Below are 22,652 nucleotides of genomic sequence, written 5' to 3'. Positions count from 1 at the left end.
GCATGAGCGAGCAGGTTCTGGAGGCGGTGCGCGACCTCGTGCCCGCGATCGCGGAACGGGCCGGCGAGGCCGAGGAGGCGCGCCGGGTCCCGGAGTCCACGATCAAGGAGCTGGCCGGGACGGGGTTCTTCCGGCTGCTGCAGCCGAAGGCGTTCGGCGGCCACGAGGCGCACCCGGCGACCTTCTACACGGCGGTCCGGGAGATCTCCGCGGCCTGCGGCTCCACCGGCTGGGTCGCCTCGGTCGTCGGCGTCCACCCCTGGCAGCTCGGGCTGTTCCCCGTCCGGGCGCAGGAGGAGGTGTGGGGCGCCGACCCGAACACGCGGATCTCCTCGTCGTACGCGCCGACCGGCAAGATCACGCCGGTGGACGGCGGGTTCCGGGTGAGCGGCCGGTGGAGCTTCTCGTCCGGCTGCGACCACGCCGACTGGGTGTTCCTCGGCGGGCTCGTCCCGGGGCCCGACGGCAACCCGGTCGACATGCGGACGTTCCTGCTGCCCCGCGCCGACTACCGGATCGACGACGTGTGGCACACCATCGGGCTGCGCGGCACCGGCAGCAACGACATCGTCGTCGAGGACGTGTTCGTCCCCGAGCACCGGACGCTGAGCTTCGCCGACACCTCCGTGTGCGCCTGCCCCGGCCACGAGGTCAACAAGGCGCCGCTGTACCGGCTGCCGTTCGCGGCGGTGTTCTCCACGACGATCAGCATGCCGATCGCGGGCATCGCGCAGGGCGCCCTGGACGCCTACCTGAAGGCGACCCGCGAGCGCATCCGCGTGTCCTACGGCGGCCAGAAGGTGGCCGAGGACCCGCACGCGCAGGTCCGCATCGCCACCGCCGCGGGCGAGATCGACGCCGCGTGGACGCTGATGGAGCGCAACATCCGCGAGCTGATGGCGGCGGCCGAGGCGGGGGAGGAGTTCTCGCTGAAGCTGCGGCTGCGCACCCGCCGCGACCAGGTCATGGCGACCGCGCGCGCGATCCGGGCCGTCGACCTGCTGTTCGAGAACGCGGGCGGCCACGCGCTCAAGGAGGGCCACCCGGTGCAGCGCGGCTGGCGCGACGCGCACGCCGGCCGCGTCCACGCCGTCAACGACCCCGAGCGGGCGCTGACCCTGTACGGGATGGGCGCGCTGGGCCTCGAGGTGACGGACACGATGATATGAGCGGCCCGGATTCCGGGGCCCGCTTCCGCGACGTGCTCGGCCGGTTCGCGTCGGGCGTCACCGTCGTCACGTCCGTGGACGGCGACGGGCGCCCGGCGGGCCTCGCCTGCCAGTCGTTCGCGTCGCTGTCGCTGGACCCGCCGCTGGTGATGTTCTGCGTGGCCCGCACGTCCACGAGCTGGCCGCGGATCGCCGCGACCGGCCGCTTCGCCGTCAACGTCCTCGCCGAGGACCAGCGGGAGGTGTGCCGGGCGTTCGCGGTGAGCGGCGCCGACAAGTTCGCCGGCGTCGGCTGGACGGCCTCGCCGCACGGCACCGCGCACCTTGACGGGGCGCTCGCCGCGATCGACTGTGCGATCGAGGACGTCCACGAGGCCGGCGACCACCTGATCGTGGTGGGCGCCGTCCGCGAGCTGCACGACCGGCGCGACCACGGGCCGCTGCTGTACTTCCGCGGCGACTACGCCGCCGGCGCCTTCCACTAGCCGGAGAAGGAACATGGAACGAGAACACGAGTACGACGTCGTCGTGGTCGGCTCCGGCGCGGGCGGGCTCGCCGCGGCGGTCACCGCCCGGGCGCACGGCCTGACCGCGCTCGTCGTGGAGAAGACCGACCGGTACGGCGGGTCGACGGCCCTGTCCGGCGGCGCCGTCTGGATCCCGAACAACCTCTACCTGGAGCGGGCCGGGCAGCGCGACACCCTCGCGAACGCCCGCGCCTACATGGACGCGACGGTCGGCGACCGCGTGCCGGACGAGCGCAAGCACGCGTACCTGACCCGCGGCCCCGAGATGCTGCGCTTCCTGCACGACCGGACCCGCTGGGTGCGGTTCGCGTACACGCCGGGCTACTCCGACTACTACCCGGAGGCACCGGGCGGGAAGCCGGAGGGCCGGTCGGTCGAGCCGTGCATCGTGGACGGCCGCAAGCTCGGCCCCGAGTTCGCGGGGATGCGCCGCGCCGGGCTGCCCACCTACGGGCTGACGATGACGTCCGCCGACTTCGGCAAGCTCAACATGGTCACCCGGACGTGGAAGGGCAAGCGGACGGCGATGCGCGTCGGCCTCCGCGCGGTCGGCGTCCTGCTGACCGGGCGGCGGCTGCTGTCGCTCGGCGAGGCGCTGATCGCCCGGCTGCGGCTGGCCCTCGCGGAGGCGGGCGGCGAGCTGTGGCTGTCCAGCCCGTTCCAGGACCTGGTCGTCGAGGACGGGCGGGTCGCCGGCGTCACGGTCCGCCGCGGCGGCCGCGACGTGACGGTCCGCGCGCGGCGCGGCGTCGTCCTCGCGGCGGGCGGGTTCTCCCACGACCAGGCGCTGCGCGAGCAGTACCTCCCGTCCCCGACGAAGACGGAGTGGACGCACGCCGCCGAGGGGCAGACCGGGGACACCCTGCGGGCCGGATTGAAGCTCGGCGCCGCCGTCGACCTGATGGACAAGGTATGGGGCGCGCCGTCCGTCCCGACCCCGGACGGGCGGCTGTTCTTCCTGGTCGCCGACCGGGCCATCCCGTCCATGGTGATCGTGGACGGCAACGGCGAGCGGTACGCGCGCGAGTCGCTGCCGTACCACGAGTTCGTCGACCGGATGTACGAGCACGGCGCGCCCGCGATGGACTCCTGGATGATCGTCGACGCGCGCGCCAAGGCCCGCTACGTGTTCGTCGGGCTGTTCCCCGGCCAGCCGTTCCCGAAGAAGTGGCGCGAGAGCGGCTTCCTCAAGACGGGGGACACGCCCGCCGAGCTCGCCGCCGCGATCGGCGTCCCGGCCGAGCGGCTCGAAGCGACCTTCAAACGGTTCAACGAGTTCGCCCGTACCGGCAAGGACACCGATTTCGGGCGCGGCGACAGCGCCTACGACAACTACTACGGCGACCCGACGCTGCCGAACCCGAACCTCGCGCCGCTGGAGAAGGGTCCGTTCTACGCGGTCCCGGTCGTGCCCGGAGACATCGGCACCAAGGGCGGCCTCGTCACCGACGCCGACGCCCGCGTGCTGCGCTCCGACGGGTCCGCCATCGAGGGCCTGTACGCCACGGGGAACTGCTCGTCGGCGGTGACCGGCGAGACCTACCCGGGCCCCGGCGCGACCATCGGGCCGGCCATGACCTTCGGCTACGCCGCCGCCACCCACATCGCCCAGCAAGCAGCCGCCGTCGAGGCCGCCGGCGACGAGCCGGCCACGCAAGGAGGCACATCATGAACCACCGCGTCATCGAGGCCGCCCCGCCCCCGGAGCGGTTCGCCCGGGGCTGGCACTGCCTCGGCCTTGCCGACGCGTTCCGCGACGGCAAGCCGCACGCCGTCGAGGCGTTCGGCACCAAGCTCGTCGTGTTCCAGGGCGAGAACGGCAAGCTGAACGTCCTCAACGGCTACTGCCCCCACATGGGCGGCGACCTGACGCAGGGCACCGTCAAGGGCGACGCCATCGCCTGCCCGTTCCACGACTGGCGGTGGGGCGGCGACGGCAAGTGCGCGGGCATCCCCTACGCCAAGCGGGCGCCGCGCGGCGCCCGGACCCGCGCCTGGCCGGTGCTGGAGGAGAACAAGCAGCTGTTCGTCTGGAACGACCCGCAGGGCAACCCGCCGCCGCCCGAGGTGACGATCCCGCGGATCGAGGGCGCGTTCAGCGACGAGTGGAGCGGCTGGACCTGGAACACGCTCCGGGTGGACGGCTCGCACTGCCGCGAGATCGTCGACAACGTCGTGGACATGGCGCACTTCTTCTACATCCACTACGCGCTGCCGACGTACTTCAAGAACGTCTTCGAGGGCCACGTCGCCACCCAGTTCTTCGACGGGACGTCCCGCGACGACGCCTACCTCGGGTTCGTCCCGGGCCCGCCGCAGAAGATCGACCAGAAGTCCGAGGCGGCCTACTACGGCCCCTCGTACATGATCGACTACCTGTGGAACAAGGCGGAGGACATGACGGTCGAGACCGTCCTGATCAACTGCCACTACCCGATCAGCCCAACCTCCTTCATGCTCCAGTGGGGCGTGATCGTGAAGAAGTTCCCCGGCATGTCCGCCGAGGAGGCGGACGCGACCGCCGCGCAGGTCGCCGAGGGCGTCGGCCTCGGCTTCATGCAGGACGTCGAGATCTGGAAGAACAAGACCGCGATCGACAACCCGCTGCTGTGCGACCAGGACGGCCCCGTCTACCAGCTGCGCCGCTGGTACAAGCAGTTCTACGTGGACGTCGAGGACGTCACGCCGGAGATGACCGACCGGTTCGAGTTCGAGATCGACACCTCCCGCGCCGTCGAGACGTGGCGCACGGAGGTCGCCGAGAATGTGGCGAACGGCGTGTCGTTCTCCGTGATCCCCGAGTCGATGCGGGCCTAGCGGATGCAGCCGGTCGACTGCCGGGCGTGCGGGGCCCGCGTCCTGGTCGAGAAGAAGAGCCCGCCGCACACCAGCGTGCAGTGGACGGCCGCGGCCGGCGCCGCCTGCGGGGAGCTCGCCCCGCGGGTGGCGGCCGGCGAGCCCGGCGCCCGCATCCGGCACTGCGGGGCGCTGCGCGCGTCCATCGAGTGGGCGGTCGCCGAGGGCCTGGTGCGGATCGAGAACCCGGAGTGAGGGACGAGGATGGCAAGGCTTGACGGCAAGGTCGCGCTGATCACCGGCGGCGCGCGCGGGATCGGCGAGGCGCACGTGCGCCGGTTCGCCGCGGAGGGCGCGCGGGTGGTCTTCGGCGACCTGCTGGAGGACCGCGGCGCGGCCGTCGCGGCGGACACCGGCGCGGTGTTCGTCCCGATGGACGTGACGAGCGAGGACGACTGGGAGCGCGCGGTCGCGACCGCCGTCGACCGGTTCGGGACGCTGAACGTGCTGGTCAACAACGCGGGGATCCTGCGGCACCGGCTGCTGACCGACATGACGCGCGAGCAGCTGCAGCAGGTCCTCGACGTGAACCTGGTCGGCCCGTGGCTCGGGATGCGGGCGGTCGTCGGGCCGATGAAGGCGGCGGGCGGCGGCTCGATCGTCAACACGTCCTCAATCGAGGGCTACGCGGCGGCGGCGGGGCTGTCGGCCTACGCGGCGAGCAAGTTCGGCGTGCGCGGCATCACCAAGGCCGGCGCTCAGGAGCTCGGCAGGTTCGGCATCCGGGTGAACTCGATCCATCCCGGCGGGATCGCGACGGAGCTGGCCCTGGACCCGGAGGTCGCGCAGGGCGTGGAGGTCGACGCCGACGCGTTCTTCAAGGCGCTGCCGATCCCGCGCTGGGGCGAGCCGGACGACGTGGCGGGCGCCGCGGTGTACCTCGCGTCCGACGAGTCCGCCTACTGCACCGGCACCGAGATCCTCGTGGACGGCGGGTTGCTGAGCGGCCCCGGCTACTGACCGGCCCATCGAGCCGGGGCGGGCCCGTCCCGCCCCGGCTCGCACCCTTTCCGGGGGCCGCGAGCGGGGTTACGTTGTGAGGTACCTCACTCACGGACCGGGAGGTCAGGCGCGTGAAGACCAGGGCAGCAGTACTCGCGGGACCCGGCAAGCCGTTCGAGATCACCGAGCTCGACCTGGACGGCCCGAAGGACGGCGAGGTCCTCATCCGCTACGTCGCGGCCGGCCTGTGCCACTCCGACCTGCACCTCACCGACGGGGACCTGGTGCCGCGGTTCCCGATCGTCGGCGGGCACGAGGGCGCCGGCGTCATCGAGGAGGTCGGCACCGGCGTCACCAAGGTCGCGCCGGGCGACCACGTCGTGTGCAGCTTCATCCCCAACTGCGGGACGTGCCGCTACTGCTCGACCGGGCGGCAGAGCATCTGCGACATGGGCGCGACGATCCTGAACGGCGACCTGCCCGACGGCACGTTCCGCTTCCACGGCGGCGGCGAGGACTTCGGCGCCATGTGCATGATCGGCACGTTCAGCCAGTACGCGACCATCTCGCAGCACTCGGTGGTGAAGGTCGACGACTGGCTGCCGCTGGAGACGGCGGTCCTGGTCGGCTGCGGCGTCCCGACCGGCTGGGGGAGCGCGGTGTACGCGGGCGGCGTCCGGGCCGGCGACACCGTCGTGGTGTTCGGCATCGGCGGCGTCGGCATCAACGCCGTCCAGGGCGCGCGGCACGCGGGCGCGGCGAACGTCGTGGTGGTCGATCCCGTCGCGTTCAAGCGGGACAAGGCCCTCGAGCTCGGCGCCACTCACGCGTTCGCCGACGCGGACGAGGCGCTCGCCAAGGTGATGGAGCTGACCTGGGGCCAGGGCGCCGACCAGGCGCTGGTGACGGTCGGCGTGGTGGACGAGGAGGTCGTCGGCGCCGCGTTCAACGTCATCGGCAAGGGCGGCACGCTCGTGGTGACGGGGCTCGCGCACCCGGAGAAGCTCACGATCCACGTGTCCGGCGCGGTGCTCACCCTCTTCGAGAAGACCATCAAGGGGTCGCTGTTCGGGTCGGCGAACCCGCAGTACGACATCCCGCGCCTGCTGCGCCTGTACGACCAGGGCAAGCTCGACCTGGACGCGCTGGTGACGAAGCGGTACTCGCTCGACCAGGTCAACGAGGGCTACCAGGACCTGCGCGACGGCAAGAACATCCGGGGCGTCATCGTGCACGAGCACTGACGCGCCCGCCGTCCCGTCACCGCCCCGCGGCTCCGGCCGCGGGGCGGTTCGCTGTACGCGGTGACGCGCCCGCGGCCGGGGGCGTCCTATGTCGGCCAAGCCGGGGGCCAGGGACGCCGCACTTTCTTATTGGCGGATCGCCAAGAGCTATTGTCGGACCGCCAAAGTGCGCTTAGAGTTCCGCCTACCGGTCGGTCCAGACCTCCACCCCACAGAAGGGCCCCGGCATGACCGAGCACCCCGATCCCTCACGCAGACGTTTCCTCGGCGGCGCCGCTTTCGTCGGTGCGGGCGCGGCAGCCGCCGTCAACGACTAGGGCGCCCCCATGCCCCGGTGCCGGCCGCACGCGCGCCCAAAGGTGCGGCCGGCACCGGTTCCCCCGCTCCCGCGCGCGGGTAGGGCCCCGGCATGATCGATGCGGTGCTCTTCGACGTCGACGGGACGCTGGTCGACACCAACTACCTGCACGCCACGACGTGGTGGCAGGCGTTCCTGCAGCACGGCCACACGGTCCCGATGGCGGACGTCCACCGGGCCATCGGGATGGGCTCGGACAAGCTGCTCGACCACCTGCTGCCGAGCGACCGGGACCGCGACGCCGACGACGCGATCCGGTCCGCGCACAGCGCCCTCTACGCCCAGTACTGGACGCGGCTCAAGCCGTTCGACGGCGCCGCCGACCTGCTGCGCGCCTGCCACCGGCGCGGCGGCCGCGTCGTCCTCGCCAGCTCCGCCGCCGTCCCCGAGCTGAAGGCGCTGCGCGCCGCGCTCGACGCCGACGACGCGATCGACGAGGCCACCTCGTCATCGGAGGTCGGAGCCAGCAAACCGGCCCCCGACCTGGTCGAACTCGCGCTGGAACGCGCCGGGGTGCCCGCCGCGCGGGCCGTGTTCGTCGGCGACACCCGCTGGGACGTCGAGGCCGCCGCGCGCGCCGGGATGCCGTGCGTGGGCGTCCTCACCGGCGGATGGAGCCGGGACGAGCTGGAAGAGGCGGGCGCGGAGGCCGTCTACGACGACCCCCGCGCCCTCCTCGGCGATCTGGACGGGAGCCCGCTCGCCGGAGCGGGCCCCCGGGCCTGAGGCGGCGGACCGGTCAGGACGCGCGGTCGCGCTCGGCGGCGAGCTGCAGCGCCACGTCGATGATCATGTCCTCCTGGCCGCCGACGTAGCCGGCCTCGCCGACCTTCTGCAGGATCTCGTGCGCCGGCACGCCGTAGCGCTCCGCCGCCCGCTCGGCGTGCAGCAGGAAGCTGGAGTACACCCCCGCGTAGCCCTGCGTGATCGCGCCGCGGTCCGCGAACGGCAGCCGGTGCAGGAACGGCTTCACCACGTCGTCGGCGGCGGCCATCGCGCCCTGCACGTCCACGCCCGTCGGGATGCCGAGCCGCTCGAACGTCGCGACCAGCACCTCGGTGGGGGAGTTGCCCGCGCCCGCGCCGAGCGCGCACAGCGCCCCGTCGATCTGCCGGGCGCCGTTCTGCTGCGCCAGCACCGAGTTCGCGACGCCGAGCGAGAGGTTCTGGTGGCCGTGGAAGCCGACCTGCGCCTCGTGCCCGATCTCCTTGACCAGCGCGCTGATCCGCTCCTGCGCCTCGCCGAGCACCAGCGCGCCCGCCGAGTCGACGACGTACACGCACTGCGCGCCGCCGTCCACCATGATCCGCGCCTGCTTCGCCAGCTCCTCCGGGCCGACCCGGTGCGACAGCATCAGGAACCCGACGGTCTCCATGCCGAGCTCGCGGGCCGCCGCGAAGTGCTGCAGCGACACGTCCGCCTCGGTGCAGTGCGTCGCGACCCGGGCCACCGACGCGCCCGCGTCGTGCGCCATCCGCAGGTCGTTCACCGTGCCGAGGCCCGGCAGCAGCAGCACCGCGATCTTCGCCTGGGTCGCCTCGTCCACGGCCGCGGCGACGAGCTTGACGTCGTCCTCCAGCGAGAAGCCGTAGTTGAAGGACGAGCCGCCGAGGCCGTCGCCGTGCGTCACCTCGATGACCTCGACGCCGGCGCTGTCCAGGGCGTGCACCACGCCGCGGACCTGCTCCTCGGTGAAGCGGTGCGCCATCGCGTGGCTGCCGTCCCGCAGCGTCGAGTCGGTGATGCGGATCTTCTCCGCCGTCTGCTCGGTCATGAGGTGGCCTTCCTGCGCGCGAGCTGCTCGCCCACCCGGGCGGCGGCCGCGGTCATGATGTCGAGGTTGCCGGCCCACGGCGGCAGGTAGTCGCCGTTCCCGCGGACCTCCAGGAACACCGCGACGCGGGCCATCCCGTTCCAGATGTCGCGAGGCTCGTCGAACTGCGGCTCGGCGCGCAGCGTGTAGCCGGGCACGTACGTGGCGACCTCGGCGACCATCTTCTCGATCGACGCGGCGATCGCCTTGGTGTCGGCGTCGGACGGGATCGCGCAGAACACCGTGTCCCGCATGATCATCGGCGGGTCGACCGGGTTCAGGATGATGATCGCCTTGCCCCGGGTCGCGCCGCCGACCTGCTCGATCGCGCGCGCCGTGGTCTCGGTGAACTCGTCGATGTTCGCGCGGGTGCCGGGCCCGGCGGACCGCGAGGCGATCGACGCGACGATCTCCGCGTACGGCACCGGGACGACCGACGACACCGCGTGCACGATCGGGATCGTCGCCTGCCCGCCGCAGGTGATCATGTTGAGGTTCGGCGCGTCCGACAGCGTGTCCAGGTTCACCGGCGGGCACACGAGCGGCCCGGTGGCGGCGGGCGTCAGGTCGATCGCGGTGATCCCCGCCTCCTCGTAGCGCGGGGCGTTGGCGAGGTGCGCCTTCGCCGACGTCGCCTCGAACACGAGGTCGGGCAGCGTCGGCTGCTTCAGCAGCCAGTCCACGCCCTCCGCCGACGCCGGCACGCCCATCTTGCGGGCGCGGGCGAGGCCGTCGGAGTCGGGCACCACCCCGACCATCGAGTGGACGTCGATCAGCTCGCTGCGCGTCAGCTTGACCAGCAGGTCGGTGCCGATGTTGCCGGGCCCGACGATGGCGGCCGTCAGCTTGCGCGTGCCTTCTCGAGGGGGGACGACCCCCCGCGCCCCCCGGGTCGCTTCGCTCATTTGAGCTCCTCCTTTCCGAACCGTGCGGTGACCGAACCGATCCCGGCGAACGTCGCCGTGAGCGTCTGTCCTGGCGCGACCGGGACGGCCGCGGTGATCGAGCCGGGCAGCACCACGTGCCCGGCCTCCAGCGCGATGCCGCGCTCGCCCAGCACGTTGGCCAGCCACACCAGCGCGTTGATCGGCGAGCCCAGCACCGCCCCGCCCGCGCCGGTGTCGATCAGGTTCCCGTCGCGGTGCAGCAGGCAGCCCATCAGCGCGAGGTCGAGGTCGCCGAGCCGGACGGGCCGGGTGCCGAGCACCAGGCCGCCGCTGGAGGCGTTGTCGGCGATGGTGTCCGGCAGCGTGATCTTCCAGTCGGCGATCCGCGAGTCGATGACCTCCAGCGCGGGCAGCACGTACTCCACGGCGGCGACCGCGTCGGCGGCCGTGGCGCCGGGGCCGGACAGCGGCCGGCCGAGCACGAACGCGACCTCCGGCTCCACCCGCGGCTGCAGGAAGCGGCCCGTGTCGATCGGGCTGCTCTCCGGCAGGAACATCGAGTCCAGCAGGACGCCGAAGTCCGGCTGGTCCACGCCCATCTGGCGCTGCATCGCCGCCGACGTCAGCCCCACCTTGTGGCCCTTGATCCGGGCGCCCGCGGCGGTCCACGCGTCCGACTGGGCGCGCTGGACGGCGTACGCGTCGTCCACCGTCATGCCGGGGTGCGACGCGGTGAGCGGGGCGATCGGGACGCCGGAGGCGTACGCGTCGAGGAGGGCCCTCGAAGCCTTCTCCACTGAACCCGGGTCCATGGCCGTTTCCTTTCGGTCGTCTCTGGCACCGAGCCTTCCGCGCCGGGGGCCGTCCGGGCAACGCGGCCGTCCCGCGTGGTGGGACACGTCTTCTACAGTGAGGCCATGCCGTCCGACGACACCTTCCTGCGCCGCGCCGTCGCGGTGCTGACCGCCTTCCGGGCGGACGACGACGGGCTCGGCGCGGCGGAGCTGGCCCGCCGCAGCGGCCTGCCGCGCTCGACGGCGCACCGGATCGCCCTCGACCTGGTGGAGGCGGGGCTGCTGGAGCGGCAGGGGACGCGGGTGCGGCTCGGCCTCAGGCTGTTCGAGATCGGCCAGCGGGTGCCCCGGCAGCGCGTCCTGCGGGACGCCGCCGTGCCGTACATGTCGGACCTGCGGGAGGCGACGCGGCAGACCGTCCACCTCGCCGTCCTGGAGGGCGCCGAGGTCGTGTACGTGGAGATCCTCGGCGCGTCCGACGCGCCGAGGATGCCGTCGCAGGTCGGCGGGCGGCTGCCCGCGCACGCCACCGGCGTCGGCAAGGCGATCCTCGCGTTCTCACCGCCGGAGGTCGTCCAGGGGGTGCTGGACGCGGGGCTGGTCAAGGTCGGCGAGCGCACCGTGGTCGCGCCCGGGCTGTTCACCCGCGAGCTGGCGAAGATCCGCGAGGAGGGCGTCGCGTACGACCGGGAGGAGTCCGGCAACGGCATCCTCTGCGCGGCGAGCCCCGTCCTCGGCCCGGACGGCGAGGCGATCGGCGCGCTGTCGGTGTCCGGCTGGTCCAACCGCATGCGCCTGGCCGCCGTCGCGCCGGCCGTCCACACAGCCGCCCTCACCCTGTCGCGGACCCTCGCCCGCCGCTGACGTCACTCCGGGAGGTGGCGGGCCAGGAGCTGGGCCAGGTGCTCGCCCCGCCTGGACGCGAGGTCGGCGAGCTGGGTGCGGCAGCTGAAGCCGTCGGCGAGGACGACGTCGCCTTCGGCGGCCTCGCGGACGGCCGGGAGCAGCCGGTGCTCGGCGATCGCGACGGACACGTCGTGGTGGCCCTTCTCGACGCCGAAGTTCCCGGCGAGGCCGCAGCAGTCGCCGAGCCGGGCGATCGCGGCGCCGGCGTCCTCGAGCAGGGCGGCGTCCTTCGTCCAGCCCATGACGGCGTGGTGGTGGCAGTGCGGTTGCGCGATCCCGGTGACGCCGGACAGGTCGGGCGGCGTCCAGTCCGGGGTCTCGCCGAGCAGCTCGGCGAGGGTGCGGGTGGCGGCGGCGACCTCGCGGGCGGCGGCCGCGTCCACGCCCCGCAGGAGCTCCTCGGCGTCGGAGCGGAGCACGCCGGTGCAGGACGGCTCCATGCCGACGACCTTCGCGCCGCGCCGCACCGGCGGGAGGAGGGTCCGGACGGTACGGCGGAGCTGGGCGCGGGCGCCGTCGAGCTGCCCGGTGGAGATCCACGTGATGCCGCAGCAGACCGGCCGCTCGGTGACGGTCACGCGGTAGCCGGCGTGTTCGAGGACCTTGACGGTCGCGTCGGCGACGTCGGGGGAGAAGGCGTCGGTGAAGGTGTCGACGAACAGGACGACCTCGCCGTTGCGGCCCGCCGGGCTGCGGTGGGCGGCGAACCGGCGGCGGAACGTGACGGGCGCGAAGGCGGGCAGCGAGCGACGCCGGTCGATGCCGGCTGCCCAGGCGACGAGCGGACGCAGCGCCCGCGACCGCATCGCGGCGTTCACCACCGTAACGGCGGCGGGCGCCTTCGCCGCCAGGCGCGTCCAGCGTGGCAGCAGGCCGAGCGCGTAGTGGGCGCGGGGCCGGATCCTGCGGCGGTAGCGCTGGTGGAGCGCCTCGGCCTTGTAGGACGCCATGTCGATGCCGGTGGGGCAGTCGGACGCGCACCCCTTGCACGACAGGCACAGATCGAGGACGTCGTGCAAGGCCTCGGACTTCCAGCCGTCGGGACCGAGATGCCCGGAGACGACATCCTGCAGGACGCGGGCCCGCGCGCGCGTGGTGTCCTTCTCCTCGCGGGTAGCGAGGTACGACGGGCACATCACGCCGCCGGTCCCGGTGTTGTCGGCGCGGCACTTGCCGACGCCGGTGCAGCGGTGCACGGCCCGTGACAGGTCGCCGCCGTTGTGGCGGTAGGCGAGGCCGAGCGCCGGCAGCTGCGCGCGGGTGACCGGGGCGATGCCCGCCATCCGCACGTCGGCGTCCACCGGAGCGGGCCGGACGATGATCCCCGGATTCAGCAGGTCGTCGGGATCGAAGAGGTCCTTGACCTGCGCGCACAGGTCGAGTGCCTCGGGAGAGTACATGTGCGGCAGCAGTTCGCCGCGCGCGCGCCCGTCGCCGTGCTCGCCGGACATCGTGCCGCCGTGCCGCGCCGCGAGCGCCGCCGCCTCGTTGAGGAAGTCGCGGAACACGCGGGTGCCGCCGGGACGGTCGAACGGGAAGTCGATGCGGACGTGCACGCAGCCGTCGCCGAAATGCCCGTACGGGACGCCGAACAGGCCGTGCCCGTCGAGGAGCGCCTCGAACTCGCGCAGGTAGGAGCCGAGCCGCTCGGGCGGAACGGCCGCGTCCTCCCAGCCCGCGTGCGCCTGCCGTCCGTCCGGGGTGCGCGCGACCAGGCCCGAGCCGTCCTCGCGGATCCGCCACAGCGCGTCCGCCAGCGCCATGTCCTCGACCAGCATCGAGCCGGCGCATCCGGACTCGGCGACGACCTTGCGGGCGGTGTCGCGCAGCGGCCCGATCTCCGGGCCGGCCAGCTCCACCAGCAGCCAGCCCGAGCCCTCGGGCAGCGGCGGCACCGCGTCCGGGCCGCGCCGCTCCCGCACCACGTTCGTGATCCGCGAGTCGAGCCCCTCGCAGGCGACCGGGCCGTGCGGCAGGATCGCCGGGACGGCGTCGGCGGCCTCGGCCATCGACCCGTACCCGAGCACGACGAGCAGCCGGCGGGCGGGCTCGCGGACCATCCGCAGCCGCGCCGCGAGCGTCACGGCGAGGGTCCCCTCGCTGCCGACCAGCGCCCGCGCGACGTCGAAGCCCTTCTCCGGCAGCAGGTGCTCCAGCGAGTAGCCCGACACCTGCCGGCCGAACCGCCCGAACTCGGTGCGGATCAGCGCGAGGTTCCCGCCCACCAGCCCGCGCAGGCGCTCCAGGAGGGGGCTCTCCGCCGGGCCGCCGGGGACGTCGCCGAGCCGCAGCCGCTCCCCGGTCCCGGCGACCACGTCCAGGCCGAGCACGTTGTCGCTGGTGCGGCCGTAGCCGAGCGCCCGCGACCCGCACGCGTTGTTGCCGATCATGCCGCCGAGGGTGGCGCGCGTCCGGGTGGACGGGTCGGGCCCGAACCGCAGCCCGTGCGCGCCCGCGACCTGGTGCAGCCGCGCCTGCACGATGCCGGGCTCGACCAGCGCCGTCCCGGCGTCAGGGTTGATCTCAAGCACCCGGTTCAGGTGCCGGCTCGCGTCCACGACCACGCCGGGGCCGACCGCGTTGCCCGCGATGGACGTGCCCGCGCCCCGCATCGTCAGCGGCACGGCGAACTCCCGGCACACCGCCAGCACCGCGGGCAGCTCGGCGGTGTCGCGGGGCGTCACCACGACCGCGGGCGGGACGCGGTACAGCGAGGCGTCCGAGGCGTACATCGACCGGGCCAGCGCCGAGTCGTCCACCCCGCTGACCCCGGCGCGCCGCAGCGCCGCCACGAGACCGCCGTGATCGCCCACATCCGCCCCTTCGCCCTGGACCCGGGCCGCCGCGCCGAGGCGGCGCCCCTGGCCTCGACGGTAGTACCGCGCCGTCCCGAGCGCGGTCACCGGGCGGCGCGCGGCGGGTGCCCGCGCGGCGCGCTCGCCTTTCGGTGAAGAGCCGTTTAAAGGCGACAAAGCAGGCATTCTGCATTGATCAAAGCGTCGTCCGCCCAAAGGCGGCGGTGTCCCCATGGTTAGCACTACATGCCCTTGTTGCGCATGTCGAATTCTGCCTACACTCGCCCGTGTCAGATGAGTTTCTTAAGTGGTCAGAAAATGGAGGGCGACAACGTGACCGACGTTTCGGAAGAATGCCCGCCGACCTTGTCGCACTGGACGGACTCGAAGGAGTCGCTGTTCGCCGCATTCGAGCCGGCCCTCTTCCGGAGGAATTCCGAGGCGGTCGCCGCCCGGCTGGAATCGCATCTGGCCGACCTGTCGGTGCGCGGATTGGAGCTGTCGGACCCCGGCGCGCTGTCGCGGGCCGCGCGGGCGCTGATGACCACCGAGCGGGAGAGCATCGCCGACTTCGACGACAAGCGGCTCGCCGCGATCGTCGACCTCTACCTGCGCACCGGGATCCAGGTGCACTCGCCCGGCTACATGGGCCGGCAGTTCTCCGGCACCGTCCCGCTCGCGGGCGTGATCGACTTCGTCGGCTCGGTCGTCAACCAGCCGTCGACCTACTACGAGGCCGGCCAGCTGCCGATCACGGCCGAGCGGATCATGGCCGAGGAGCTCAACCGCTTCATCGGCTGGGAGCCGGGCCGGTTCGCGATGGTCACCACGTCCGGCGGCTCGCTGGCCAACCTCACCGCGCTGCTGGCCGCCCGCAACCGCGGCTGCCCCGGCATCTGGGCGCGCGGCGAGCACCGCGGCCGCGGCCGCCCCGCGATCGCGGTCGGCGAGGACGTGCACTACAGCGTGACCCGCGCGGCCGGCATCCTCGGCATCGGCGAGTCCCGTATCGTCCGGCTCCCGGTGGACCGGCGCGGCCGGATCGCCGCCCGCCGGGTGCCCGCGGCGCTCGCCGCCGCCGAGCGCCGCGGCCTGGAGGTGTTCTGCCTGGTGGCGTCGGCCGGCACCACCGCGCTCGGCGCCTTCGACCCGATCGACGAGCTGGCCGGCGTCGCCGCCGCGCGCGGCATCTGGCTGCACGTGGACGGCGCGCACGGCGCCAGCCTGCTGGTGTCCGACGCGCTGCGGCACCGGCTGCGCGGCATCGAGAAGGCCGACTCGCTGACCTGGGACGCGCACAAGCTGATGTTCGTTCCCGCGCCCTGCACGATGCTGTTCTACCGCGACGCGCGGGACGCCCCCGGCGCCTTCCACCGCAGCACCGCCAGCTACGTCTCCGACGAGGAACCGGACGCGCACTGCGAGTTCGACAACGGCGACAAGAACGTCGAGTGCACGAAACGACCGATGATCATGCCGTTGTGGACCCTCTGGGCGATGTACGGGCGCGCATTGTTCGCCGAAAAGATCGAGCATTTGTGCCGGACCGCGAACGAGGCCTACCGTGTCCTTCTCGACGACCCCGATTTCGAGACCCTGCACCAGCCGGAGGCGAACATTCTCTGTTTCCGGTACCGCCCGCAGGGAATCGACGACGACCGCGTCCACCGCCTGCAACTCCGGATCAGGAAACAGGTCAGGCTGGCCGGCCGGTTCTTCATTTCCAAGGTGAACGTCCGGGGCGTCGCCGCCCTGCGCGTCGTCCTGATGAACCACCAGGTGACCCCCGAGCACTTCCGGATGCTGCTCGCCGAGATCAGGACCACCGGCGAGCGCCTCCTCCGCGACGACCCCGCCTGACGCCCCCGGCCGCCCCAGAACGCGCCCGCGCACAACCCCCGCATCACCAACCGTGACGAACAGGAGAGAAGGCCTATGACCTCGATGATCCTCGCCCCACCCGGGCGATCACCCGGAGACGGCGCGGAACTGGCCGCGCGGCTGATCCCCGAAGAGGAGATGCGGCCGTGGTCGGTGGAGGACGTCCGCGCGCTGCCGTCGTTCGCGAGCAAGATGCGCGAATGCGAGCGGATCTGCGGCGTCCCCTACAGCGAGACACCGCACGAGATCCAGGACGCCCTGGTGCTCCGCCGCCTCGGCCAGATGATCAACACGATGCTGCTCAACCCGCTGTGGCGCGAGCGGCTGGCCGCCTCCGGCGTCACCGGCGCGCCCGCTTCCTACGAGGAGTGGGAGCGGGTGCCGCTGTCGGACAAGACCGTCCAGCGCGACATGTTCATGGGCGCCCGCCCCGGCATGGTCGTGCCGCTCGGGCACGGCGGGTTCGAGGTGGTGGCCAGCGGCGGCACCAGTGACGGGATGCCGCTGGAGATCGTCTACTCGCTGCGCGAGCTGCGCGACACCTACCGGATCGCGGGCGCCTTCATGGGCGCCTACCAGCTCCGCGACCACCTGCCCGGCGGCGACCCGAAGTGGCTGTTCACCAACCTCGCCGACTACCAGATGTGGAGCAGCGGGACGATGGTCGGCGGCGTCCTGCAGCAGGTCCCCGGCGTGAACTACATCGGCGCCGGCCCCGTCACCGCGCCGGTGCTGCAGCACATGTTCTCCTACCCCGGCCCCAAGGCCATGATGGGGATCTCGGCGGGCATCGCGATCCTCGGCGACCTCGGCGCCGGGCTGAGCCGGGAGGCGCGCGAGAGCTTCCGCGTCGCGATGTACGGCAGCGGCGTGCTGCCGCACCGCAAGCGCGCCGAGCTGCGCGCCGTCTACCCCAACGTCGCCATCCTCAGCTACTTCGCCGCCACCCAGGCCGAGACGATCGGGCTCCAGCTCACCGACGACTCGCCCTGGCTGGCCGCCGTCCCCGGCCTGCACCTGGTCGAGATCGTCGACGAGAACGGCCGCGCCGTCGCCGAGGGGGAAGAGGGCGAGCTGGTCGTCACCCGCCTGCACGCGCACGAGGCGCCGCTGCTGCGGCTCAAGCTCGGCGACCGGATGATCCGCCGGCCCGCCCTCGACGGGCCCGGCCTGAAGACCGGCCGGTTCGAGTTCGCCGGCCGCACCGGCGACGTCCTGCACATCAACGACAGCCAGTACTCGGCGGCGCTCGCCTACGCCGCCGTCCGCGAGGACCTGCGCGCGGCCACCGGAGTCGACCTGGACGAGGCCGCCCACGACGTCCAGTTCGTCAACCACCGCGAAGGCAAGACCATCACGCTGCTCGCCGCCGTCGACGACGCCGACGGCCTCGCGCACGCGGTGTCCGCCGTGCTCGGCCCGTCCGGCGTCCAGCGGGTGTTCGCCGGCGCGCTGCCCCGCTCCCTGTCGCTGTTCAACGACCGGGAGGCCACCCAGGCGGCGGTCGAGCGCACCGGCTACCGCTTCCACCTCGCGTTCGTGCCCCGCTCGTCCCCCGAGATCGAGCGGACGGCCGTCGGCAAGGTCCCCCTGGTCCGCGACCGGGGGTGACGCCAGGCAACGGGCGGACCCGGCCCGGACCGCACCGCCGGGGAACCGCACCGCCCGGAAAACGCACCGCCCAGAACAGGAGTGCCAGTGAATCCGCACGTCAACATCGTCGTCCTCGTGGACGCCGTCGGGGCCCTCTCGGACAGGACCCTGCACAACGGCAACCTCTCCCTGGTGGACGACGGCTCCTTCGACAGCCCCGGCCAGGGCACCGTCGACCTGTGCACCATCGTCGTGCCGGGACAGGTCGTGAAGTGGACCGCGGTCGCGGTGGACGTCCAGACCACCGCCGAGATCTCCGCCATCACCTTCCTGCCGCCCGGCGGCGGCTCCGAGCCCGCCGCGGCCCCCGAGGCGCGGGGCGGGCAGGCGGGCGGCGGCGAGAACCTGGACCTCGAGGTCTGGGAGGGGATCGTCCCCGGACACCTCGTGCGCGGCGTGCCCTACCGGTACCGGCTCGAGGTGCAGATGCACGAGGGCCGCAACAGCGTCCTGCACATCGACACGCCCGCGCTGATGTGCGCGTGACCCGACCCGCGACCCGGAAGGGGCAGCCATGGCCCAGCAGCAAGGGATCATCGTCCTCGTCGACATCGCCAACGCGCTCCAGGCCAGGACGCTGACCGGCAACGTCTACTTCTTCGACAACATGAAGTTCCTCGGCTCGACCGGGCAGGGCACCGCGGACCTGGTGACCATCTGCCCCGGCACCTACTGGGCCGACGGATCGCAGGCCACCGAGCAGGTGCTGAACTGGCTGCCGGCCAGCCTCGGCTCCATCCCGCCGACCGTGCCCCGCGGCTACCACTCCGACCGCGCCCAGGCGACCGACCAGGAGGCGCTGGAGGAGATCGCCGGCGTCGCCGACCGGGCCGCCGACCCCTCGGTCGACACCGCCGCCGAGCTGGAGGGGCTGCGCCGCCGCGTCGGCGCCCGCGCCCGCCGGCCGCGCGGAGGGCGCGCTCCCGCCACGAACAAGGTCCTCGACGTCACCGGCAACGTCGTCACCGGCGAGGGGCAGGCCTACAACCACCCCAACCCGGTGATCACCGACATCACCGGGCCCGCCGTGGAAGAGAAGATCATGTACCCGGCGCAGTACGGCTCGCCGGACATGGTGTCGGACGGCTGGTACTGGGCCGCGTCGGTCGACACGTCCCGTCCCGGCACCTACCGGTACACGATGCACGTCCAGCTGCACGAGCTGGTGTGGCGCAACGGCGAGCCGGCCTGGGAGCCGGTCGACTACACCTGCGACTCCGCCATCAAGGTCACCAGCGACCCCAAGCGCAACGCCTTCACCGGCGGGGGCCTCGGCGTGCTGCCGATGCCCTGAGCCCCGCCGACCGAGCCGAAACGGAGAGCCGATGCCCAGCAAGGCCAAGCCGCCCGAGTCCCGGCCCGTGACGATCACCGCGGTGGTCGACCCGGTCGCCGCCCTCGCCACCGGAGAACTGGAGGGGAACCTCTTCCTGTACGACACGAACAAGACCGCCGGGTCCACCGGGTTCGGCACCGCGGACCTGCGCACCCGCGTCAGCTCCGGCGACACGCTGATCTGGAACGTCGTCGTGCTGGAGTGCGAGACCTACGCCGCCATCGACGGCATCGTCATCGACGACAAGATCTGCACGCCCGAACGGAAGGTGTACCCCAACACCGACATCGTCTACTGGACGGGGACGGTGAAGCGGCACGTCGCCGAGCCCGTCCCGTACCGGCTGAAGTTCCGGCTCGGCACCGTCACCGAGCCGTTCGCCGTGTCGTCGCCGGCCCTGGTCGGCCAGGCCGCCGCAGGGAAGGAGCGCCGATGACCACCGAGACCCGCGGCCAGCTCAACTCCGTCCAGCTGAACGTCGTCACGCTGGTCAACATGGAACGGGCCTGCGAGACCGGTTCGCTCGACGACGCGCTGTTCATGATGGACAACAGCGTCGGCGGCGTCGGGCAGGGCACCGACCACCTGGAGACGATCTGCAAGCAGGGCCAGGTGGTCAACTGGATCATCCGGCCGATCGAGATGCACAAGCGTCCGGACGGCACCTGGCCGCCCATGCCGAAGATCAACAACCTGGTGTTCCTCGACACCGAGCGGGGCGACGAGGAGGACGTCGCCGAGCAGCGGATCATGACCGAGCTCAAGATCTACGGGATGCCGGACCTGATGCGCTCGCCCTACACGCCGATCTACTACTACTGGGCCGGCGCGATCCGCAGCACGGCGCGGCCCGGGCTGTACCGCTACCGGCTCGTCCTCGAACTGGAGCAGGACGGGACGAAGGAGAAGCTCTACCTGAACACCAGGAACCACGCGGCGCTGCGGGTCGTCGAGGTGTGAACCCCGCCCGCGCGGGCCGGGACGGCGCCACCGCCCCGGCCCGCACGGGTGCCGGGTCAGGCGAGGGCGGGACGGTACTCGTCGAGCCAGTCGGCGAACGCCAGGGCGCGCTCGATGGGCACGCGGTCGCGCTGGATGCTGGCCTTGCCGAGCGGCCGGTCGAGCGCGGCGCGCACCGCGTCCGGGTCGAGGAGGTCGCGGACGGGAGCGGAGGAGTCGGCGGCGACGGCGCGCAGCCGGTCGCGGACGGCCTGCTCGTAACCGGGGTTCTGGGTGGCGGGATAGGGGCTCTTGCGGCGCCGGACGACGGAGTCGGGGAGCACGTCGGCGACCGCGCCGCGCAGCAGGCTCTTCTCGCGGCCGTCGTAGGTCTTGTGCGACCACGGGGTGTTGAACACGTACTCGACGAGGCGGTGGTCGCAGAACGGGACGCGCACCTCCAGGCCGACGGCCATGCTCATCCGGTCCTTGCGGTCGAGGAGCAGCCGGACCATCCGGGTGAGGTGCAGGTAGCAGATCTCCCGCATGCGGCGCTCGTGCGGGGAGGCGTCCGGCAGGTGCGGCACCTCGGTGAGCGCCTCGTGGTAGCGGTCGCGCTGGTAGGCGTCGGCCTTGGCGCGCAGCTCCGGGTCGAGCAGGTCGAGGCCCTGGCCGAGCGCCGCGGACGTCCACGGGAACGCGTCGGCGGCGACCGCGTCGGGGTCGTGGAACCAGCGGTAGCCGCCGAACACCTCGTCCGCGGACTCGCCGGACAGCGCGACCGTCGACTGCTTGCGGATCTCGGCGAACAGCAGGTACAGGGAGCTGTCCATGTCGCCCATCGCGGGCAGGTCGCGGGCGCGCAGCACGGTGCGCATCGCCTCGGGGGAGGCGAGCTGGTCGTTGCCGAGGACGACGTCGGAGTGGTCGCAGGCGACGTGCTCGGCGACGTCGTGGACGTACGGCCCGTCGGCGGTGTCGCGCAGGTCGTCGGGGACGAACCCGCCGGTCTCGTCCACGAAGTCGACCGCGAAGGAGCGGACGTGGTCGCGGCCGAGGGCCCGGTCGGCGAGCGCGGTCAGCGCGCTGGAGTCCAGGCCGCCGGACAGCAGCGTGCACAGCGGGACGTCGGAGATCAGCTGCCGCTCGACGATGTCGTCGAGGAGCTCGCGGACGTGCCGGACGGTCGCCGGCACGTCGTCGGTGTGCTCGCGCGCGGTGAGCGCCCAGTACCGGCGGTCGGCCACGCCGCCGCGGGAGACGGTGACGGTGTGGCCGGGGATCACCTCGTGCATGCCCGTGAAGACGCCGTGGCCGGGGGTCTTGGCGTTGGTGAGGACCTCCAGCAGGCCCTCCTCGCCGACGCGGGCGGTGAAGTGCGGGTTGGCGAGGATCGCCTTCGGCTCGGACCCGAACAGGACGCCGTTCCCCGTGGGAGCGTAGAAGAGCGGCTTGATGCCCATGCGGTCGCGGCCGAGGAGCAGCTCCTCGCGGCCCGCGTCCCACAGCGCGAACGCGTACATGCCGTTGAGACGGCCGGCGAAGTCCCCGCCCCATTCGAGGTAGGAGTGCAGGACGACCTCGGTGTCGCTGCGGGTCCGGAAGCGGTGGCCGTGTCCTTCGAGGTAGCGGCGGAGTTCGTGGAAGTTGTAGGTCTCGCCGCTGTAGACGAGGGTGGCGGGGCCCTCGGTCATCGGCTGGACGCCGCCCTCGATGTCGATGACGGCGAGGCGGCGGTGGCCGAGCGCGGCGTGCGGGCCCGTCCACAGGCCCTCGTCGTCGGGCCCGCGCCGGGCCATGGTCCGGGTCATCGCGAGCGCCGTGGCCCGCTCCTTGGTGAGGTCGCGTTCGTAGTCCACCCATCCGGCGATGCCGCACATGGAACGTCCCTTCTGACATGTGCGTCGTGCAGGTAACTGTCCTTCCTTACCTCATTTGACAAGAAACGAATCTGTAACGAACCTCACCGCCGCCCGCTCTTGCCATCTCGCCGTGACGAGCGGCGCCCCCGCTGAGCTGGACAGGAGCGCCAGGGGTCGTCCTCCGGCCGGGCATCGGATTTCCTATTCGCTCAGTAGGGAATCTGATGCCATGCTGGGGGACATGCCTCGCAGCATCGATGAGATCCTCGCCGCCGCCCGCGGGCGGCTCGACCGGCTCGACCCCGGCGCGGCGCACGCCGAGTCCGGCGCGGGCGCCCTGCTGGTGGACATCCGCCCGGCCGCGCAGCGGGCCGCCGAGGGCGAGATCCCCGGCGCCCTGATCGTCGAGCGCAACGTCCTGGAGTGGCGGTTCGACCCGCAGTCGGACGCCCGCCTGCCGCAGGCCACCGGGCACGACGTGCGCGTCATCGTGTTCTGCTCCGAGGGCTACACCTCGAGCCTCGCCGCGGCGTCCCTGCACGACCTCGGGCTGACCCGCGCCACCGACGTGGTCGGCGGCTTCAAGGCATGGCGCGACGCCGGCCTGCCCGCCACCGCGGGGAGTGACAGCGCCGGTTGAGGTCTTAACATCAGGGATGTTAACTTCCCCTCGACCCGCCGCGCTCGCGG

General features: G+C 72.7%; 21 protein-coding genes. 16 read left to right on the top strand and 5 right to left on the bottom strand.

The genetic code is table 11. The features are described 5' to 3' along the window. The first annotated feature begins 2 nt into the window (after positions 1–2). From hsaA to AB0C78_RS35280, 8 genes are all read left to right on the top strand, one after another. Positions 3–1,169, top strand: coding sequence for a 3-hydroxy-9,10-secoandrosta-1,3,5(10)-triene-9,17-dione monooxygenase oxygenase subunit (gene hsaA / locus AB0C78_RS35315; protein ID WP_360756649.1), 1,167 nt, complete (start codon positions 3–5; stop codon positions 1,167–1,169). Continuing rightward, on the top strand, positions 1,166–1,654 hold the full coding sequence (locus tag AB0C78_RS35310) for a flavin reductase family protein (RefSeq protein ID WP_360756647.1): 489 nt from the start codon (positions 1,166–1,168) through the stop codon (positions 1,652–1,654). The genes hsaA and AB0C78_RS35310 overlap by 4 nt, the downstream gene beginning before the upstream one ends. 13 nt (positions 1,655–1,667) lie before the next feature. Continuing rightward, positions 1,668–3,368 carry an FAD-binding protein gene (locus AB0C78_RS35305; RefSeq protein ID WP_360756644.1) on the top strand — a complete coding sequence of 567 codons (1,701 nt, stop codon included), beginning with the start codon at positions 1,668–1,670 and terminating at the stop codon, positions 3,366–3,368. Further along, on the top strand, positions 3,365–4,513 hold the full coding sequence (locus tag AB0C78_RS35300; RefSeq protein WP_360756641.1) for a Rieske 2Fe-2S domain-containing protein: 1,149 nt from the start codon (positions 3,365–3,367) through the stop codon (positions 4,511–4,513). The genes AB0C78_RS35305 and AB0C78_RS35300 overlap by 4 nt, the downstream gene beginning before the upstream one ends. 3 nt (positions 4,514–4,516) lie before the next feature. After that, positions 4,517–4,747, top strand: a complete 231-nt coding sequence (locus AB0C78_RS35295) for a ferredoxin (RefSeq protein WP_360756639.1) — start codon at positions 4,517–4,519, stop codon at positions 4,745–4,747. Between the two features lie 9 nt (positions 4,748–4,756). Further along, positions 4,757–5,512, top strand: coding sequence for a glucose 1-dehydrogenase (locus AB0C78_RS35290; RefSeq protein WP_360756637.1), 756 nt, complete (start codon positions 4,757–4,759; stop codon positions 5,510–5,512). A gap of 113 nt (positions 5,513–5,625) precedes the next feature. Further along, positions 5,626–6,738 (top strand): NDMA-dependent alcohol dehydrogenase, encoded by a 1,113-nt coding sequence (locus tag AB0C78_RS35285; protein WP_360756634.1) that lies wholly within the window; start codon positions 5,626–5,628, stop codon positions 6,736–6,738. 409 nt (positions 6,739–7,147) lie between these two features. Further along, positions 7,148–7,822, top strand: coding sequence for an HAD family hydrolase (locus tag AB0C78_RS35280; protein WP_360756632.1), 675 nt, complete (start codon positions 7,148–7,150; stop codon positions 7,820–7,822). A 13-nt stretch (positions 7,823–7,835) separates the two neighbouring features. Here the strand turns inward: AB0C78_RS35280 and dmpG are convergent, their stop codons facing one another. From dmpG to AB0C78_RS35265, 3 genes are read right to left on the bottom strand one after another with little or no spacing between them, the layout of a single operon-like run. Then, positions 7,836–8,870 (bottom strand): 4-hydroxy-2-oxovalerate aldolase, encoded by a 1,035-nt coding sequence (gene dmpG, locus AB0C78_RS35275; RefSeq protein ID WP_151541634.1) that lies wholly within the window; start codon positions 8,868–8,870, stop codon positions 7,836–7,838. Beyond that, on the bottom strand, positions 8,867–9,814 hold the full coding sequence (locus tag AB0C78_RS35270; RefSeq protein WP_360756629.1) for an acetaldehyde dehydrogenase (acetylating): 948 nt from the start codon (positions 9,812–9,814) through the stop codon (positions 8,867–8,869). The genes dmpG and AB0C78_RS35270 overlap by 4 nt, the downstream gene beginning before the upstream one ends. After that, positions 9,811–10,608, bottom strand: a complete 798-nt coding sequence (locus AB0C78_RS35265) for a 2-keto-4-pentenoate hydratase (protein WP_360756626.1) — start codon at positions 10,606–10,608, stop codon at positions 9,811–9,813. Before AB0C78_RS35265 ends, AB0C78_RS35270 begins: the two co-directional genes overlap by 4 nt. A gap of 105 nt (positions 10,609–10,713) precedes the next feature. On the opposite strand from AB0C78_RS35265, the gene AB0C78_RS35260 reads away from it, so the two are divergent. Beyond that, positions 10,714–11,454 carry an IclR family transcriptional regulator gene (locus tag AB0C78_RS35260; protein WP_151541637.1) on the top strand — a complete coding sequence of 247 codons (741 nt, stop codon included), beginning with the start codon at positions 10,714–10,716 and terminating at the stop codon, positions 11,452–11,454. A gap of 2 nt (positions 11,455–11,456) precedes the next feature. Here AB0C78_RS35260 and AB0C78_RS35255 read toward each other — a convergent pair whose 3' ends face one another. After that, complete coding sequence (locus AB0C78_RS35255; protein ID WP_360756623.1) at positions 11,457–14,309, bottom strand: FAD-linked oxidase C-terminal domain-containing protein; 2,853 nt, start codon at positions 14,307–14,309, stop codon at positions 11,457–11,459. A 315-nt stretch (positions 14,310–14,624) separates the two neighbouring features. Here AB0C78_RS35255 and AB0C78_RS35250 point away from each other — a divergent pair, with 315 nt between their 5' ends. The 6 genes from AB0C78_RS35250 to AB0C78_RS35225 all read left to right on the top strand — a co-directional run bounded on the left by AB0C78_RS35250 (position 14,625) and on the right by AB0C78_RS35225 (position 20,121). Then, positions 14,625–16,151: a pyridoxal-dependent decarboxylase gene (locus AB0C78_RS35250; RefSeq protein WP_360756621.1), complete on the top strand. Its 1,527-nt coding sequence runs from the start codon at positions 14,625–14,627 to the stop codon at positions 16,149–16,151. 75 nt (positions 16,152–16,226) lie between these two features. Continuing rightward, positions 16,227–17,783, top strand: a complete 1,557-nt coding sequence (locus AB0C78_RS35245; protein WP_360756618.1) for a hypothetical protein — start codon at positions 16,227–16,229, stop codon at positions 17,781–17,783. An 87-nt stretch (positions 17,784–17,870) separates the two neighbouring features. Next, the gene (locus tag AB0C78_RS35240; RefSeq protein ID WP_151541641.1) at positions 17,871–18,311 is read left to right on the top strand and encodes a hypothetical protein; all 441 of its coding nucleotides are present in this window, start codon (positions 17,871–17,873) and stop codon (positions 18,309–18,311) included. Positions 18,312–18,339: 28 nt separating this feature from the next. Then, positions 18,340–19,119: a hypothetical protein gene (locus AB0C78_RS35235; RefSeq protein ID WP_360756616.1), complete on the top strand. Its 780-nt coding sequence runs from the start codon at positions 18,340–18,342 to the stop codon at positions 19,117–19,119. Between the two features lie 31 nt (positions 19,120–19,150). After that, positions 19,151–19,597 carry a hypothetical protein gene (locus AB0C78_RS35230; protein ID WP_360756613.1) on the top strand — a complete coding sequence of 149 codons (447 nt, stop codon included), beginning with the start codon at positions 19,151–19,153 and terminating at the stop codon, positions 19,595–19,597. Further along, positions 19,594–20,121, top strand: coding sequence for a hypothetical protein (locus AB0C78_RS35225; RefSeq protein ID WP_151541645.1), 528 nt, complete (start codon positions 19,594–19,596; stop codon positions 20,119–20,121). The genes AB0C78_RS35230 and AB0C78_RS35225 overlap by 4 nt, the downstream gene beginning before the upstream one ends. 56 nt (positions 20,122–20,177) lie before the next feature. Here the strand turns inward: AB0C78_RS35225 and asnB are convergent, their stop codons facing one another. Continuing rightward, the gene (asnB, locus tag AB0C78_RS35220; protein WP_360756610.1) at positions 20,178–21,980 is read right to left on the bottom strand and encodes an asparagine synthase (glutamine-hydrolyzing); all 1,803 of its coding nucleotides are present in this window, start codon (positions 21,978–21,980) and stop codon (positions 20,178–20,180) included. Between the two features lie 223 nt (positions 21,981–22,203). On the opposite strand from asnB, the gene AB0C78_RS35215 reads away from it, so the two are divergent. Further along, entirely contained in the window at positions 22,204–22,602 is a 399-nt protein-coding gene (locus AB0C78_RS35215) for a rhodanese-like domain-containing protein (protein ID WP_360756607.1), read from the top strand. The last annotated feature ends 50 nt before the right edge of the window (positions 22,603–22,652 follow it).

The organism is Actinomadura sp. NPDC048394, assembly GCF_040651755.1.
GTDB lineage: Bacteria > Actinomycetota > Actinomycetes > Streptosporangiales > Streptosporangiaceae > Spirillospora > Spirillospora montaniterrae.
Note: the sequence above shows the minus strand (reverse complement) of the source record. Positions and strands in the feature narration are given on the sequence as shown.

What these genes read in the sequence shown, in the direction of transcription:
- AB0C78_RS35260 (WP_151541637.1), top strand. Translation starts at nt 10,714, where the DNA reads ATGCCGTCCGACGACACCTTCCTGCGCCGCGCCGTCGCGGTGCTGACC.
- AB0C78_RS35290 (WP_360756637.1), top strand. Translation starts at nt 4,757, where the DNA reads ATGGCAAGGCTTGACGGCAAGGTCGCGCTGATCACCGGCGGCGCGCGC.
- AB0C78_RS35270 (WP_360756629.1), bottom strand. Translation starts at nt 9,814, where the DNA reads ATGAGCGAAGCGACCCGGGGGGCGCGGGGGGTCGTCCCCCCTCGAGAA.
- AB0C78_RS35235 (WP_360756616.1), top strand. Translation starts at nt 18,340, where the DNA reads ATGGCCCAGCAGCAAGGGATCATCGTCCTCGTCGACATCGCCAACGCG.
- AB0C78_RS35310 (WP_360756647.1), top strand. Translation starts at nt 1,166, where the DNA reads ATGAGCGGCCCGGATTCCGGGGCCCGCTTCCGCGACGTGCTCGGCCGG.
- AB0C78_RS35215 (WP_360756607.1), top strand. Translation starts at nt 22,204, where the DNA reads ATGCCTCGCAGCATCGATGAGATCCTCGCCGCCGCCCGCGGGCGGCTC.
- AB0C78_RS35280 (WP_360756632.1), top strand. Translation starts at nt 7,148, where the DNA reads ATGATCGATGCGGTGCTCTTCGACGTCGACGGGACGCTGGTCGACACC.
- AB0C78_RS35230 (WP_360756613.1), top strand. Translation starts at nt 19,151, where the DNA reads ATGCCCAGCAAGGCCAAGCCGCCCGAGTCCCGGCCCGTGACGATCACC.
- hsaA (WP_360756649.1), top strand. Translation starts at nt 3, where the DNA reads ATGAGCGAGCAGGTTCTGGAGGCGGTGCGCGACCTCGTGCCCGCGATC.
- asnB (WP_360756610.1), bottom strand. Translation starts at nt 21,980, where the DNA reads ATGTGCGGCATCGCCGGATGGGTGGACTACGAACGCGACCTCACCAAG.
- dmpG (WP_151541634.1), bottom strand. Translation starts at nt 8,870, where the DNA reads ATGACCGAGCAGACGGCGGAGAAGATCCGCATCACCGACTCGACGCTG.
- AB0C78_RS35265 (WP_360756626.1), bottom strand. Translation starts at nt 10,608, where the DNA reads ATGGACCCGGGTTCAGTGGAGAAGGCTTCGAGGGCCCTCCTCGACGCG.
- AB0C78_RS35245 (WP_360756618.1), top strand. Translation starts at nt 16,227, where the DNA reads ATGACCTCGATGATCCTCGCCCCACCCGGGCGATCACCCGGAGACGGC.
- AB0C78_RS35300 (WP_360756641.1), top strand. Translation starts at nt 3,365, where the DNA reads ATGAACCACCGCGTCATCGAGGCCGCCCCGCCCCCGGAGCGGTTCGCC.
- AB0C78_RS35295 (WP_360756639.1), top strand. Translation starts at nt 4,517, where the DNA reads ATGCAGCCGGTCGACTGCCGGGCGTGCGGGGCCCGCGTCCTGGTCGAG.
- AB0C78_RS35225 (WP_151541645.1), top strand. Translation starts at nt 19,594, where the DNA reads ATGACCACCGAGACCCGCGGCCAGCTCAACTCCGTCCAGCTGAACGTC.
- AB0C78_RS35305 (WP_360756644.1), top strand. Translation starts at nt 1,668, where the DNA reads ATGGAACGAGAACACGAGTACGACGTCGTCGTGGTCGGCTCCGGCGCG.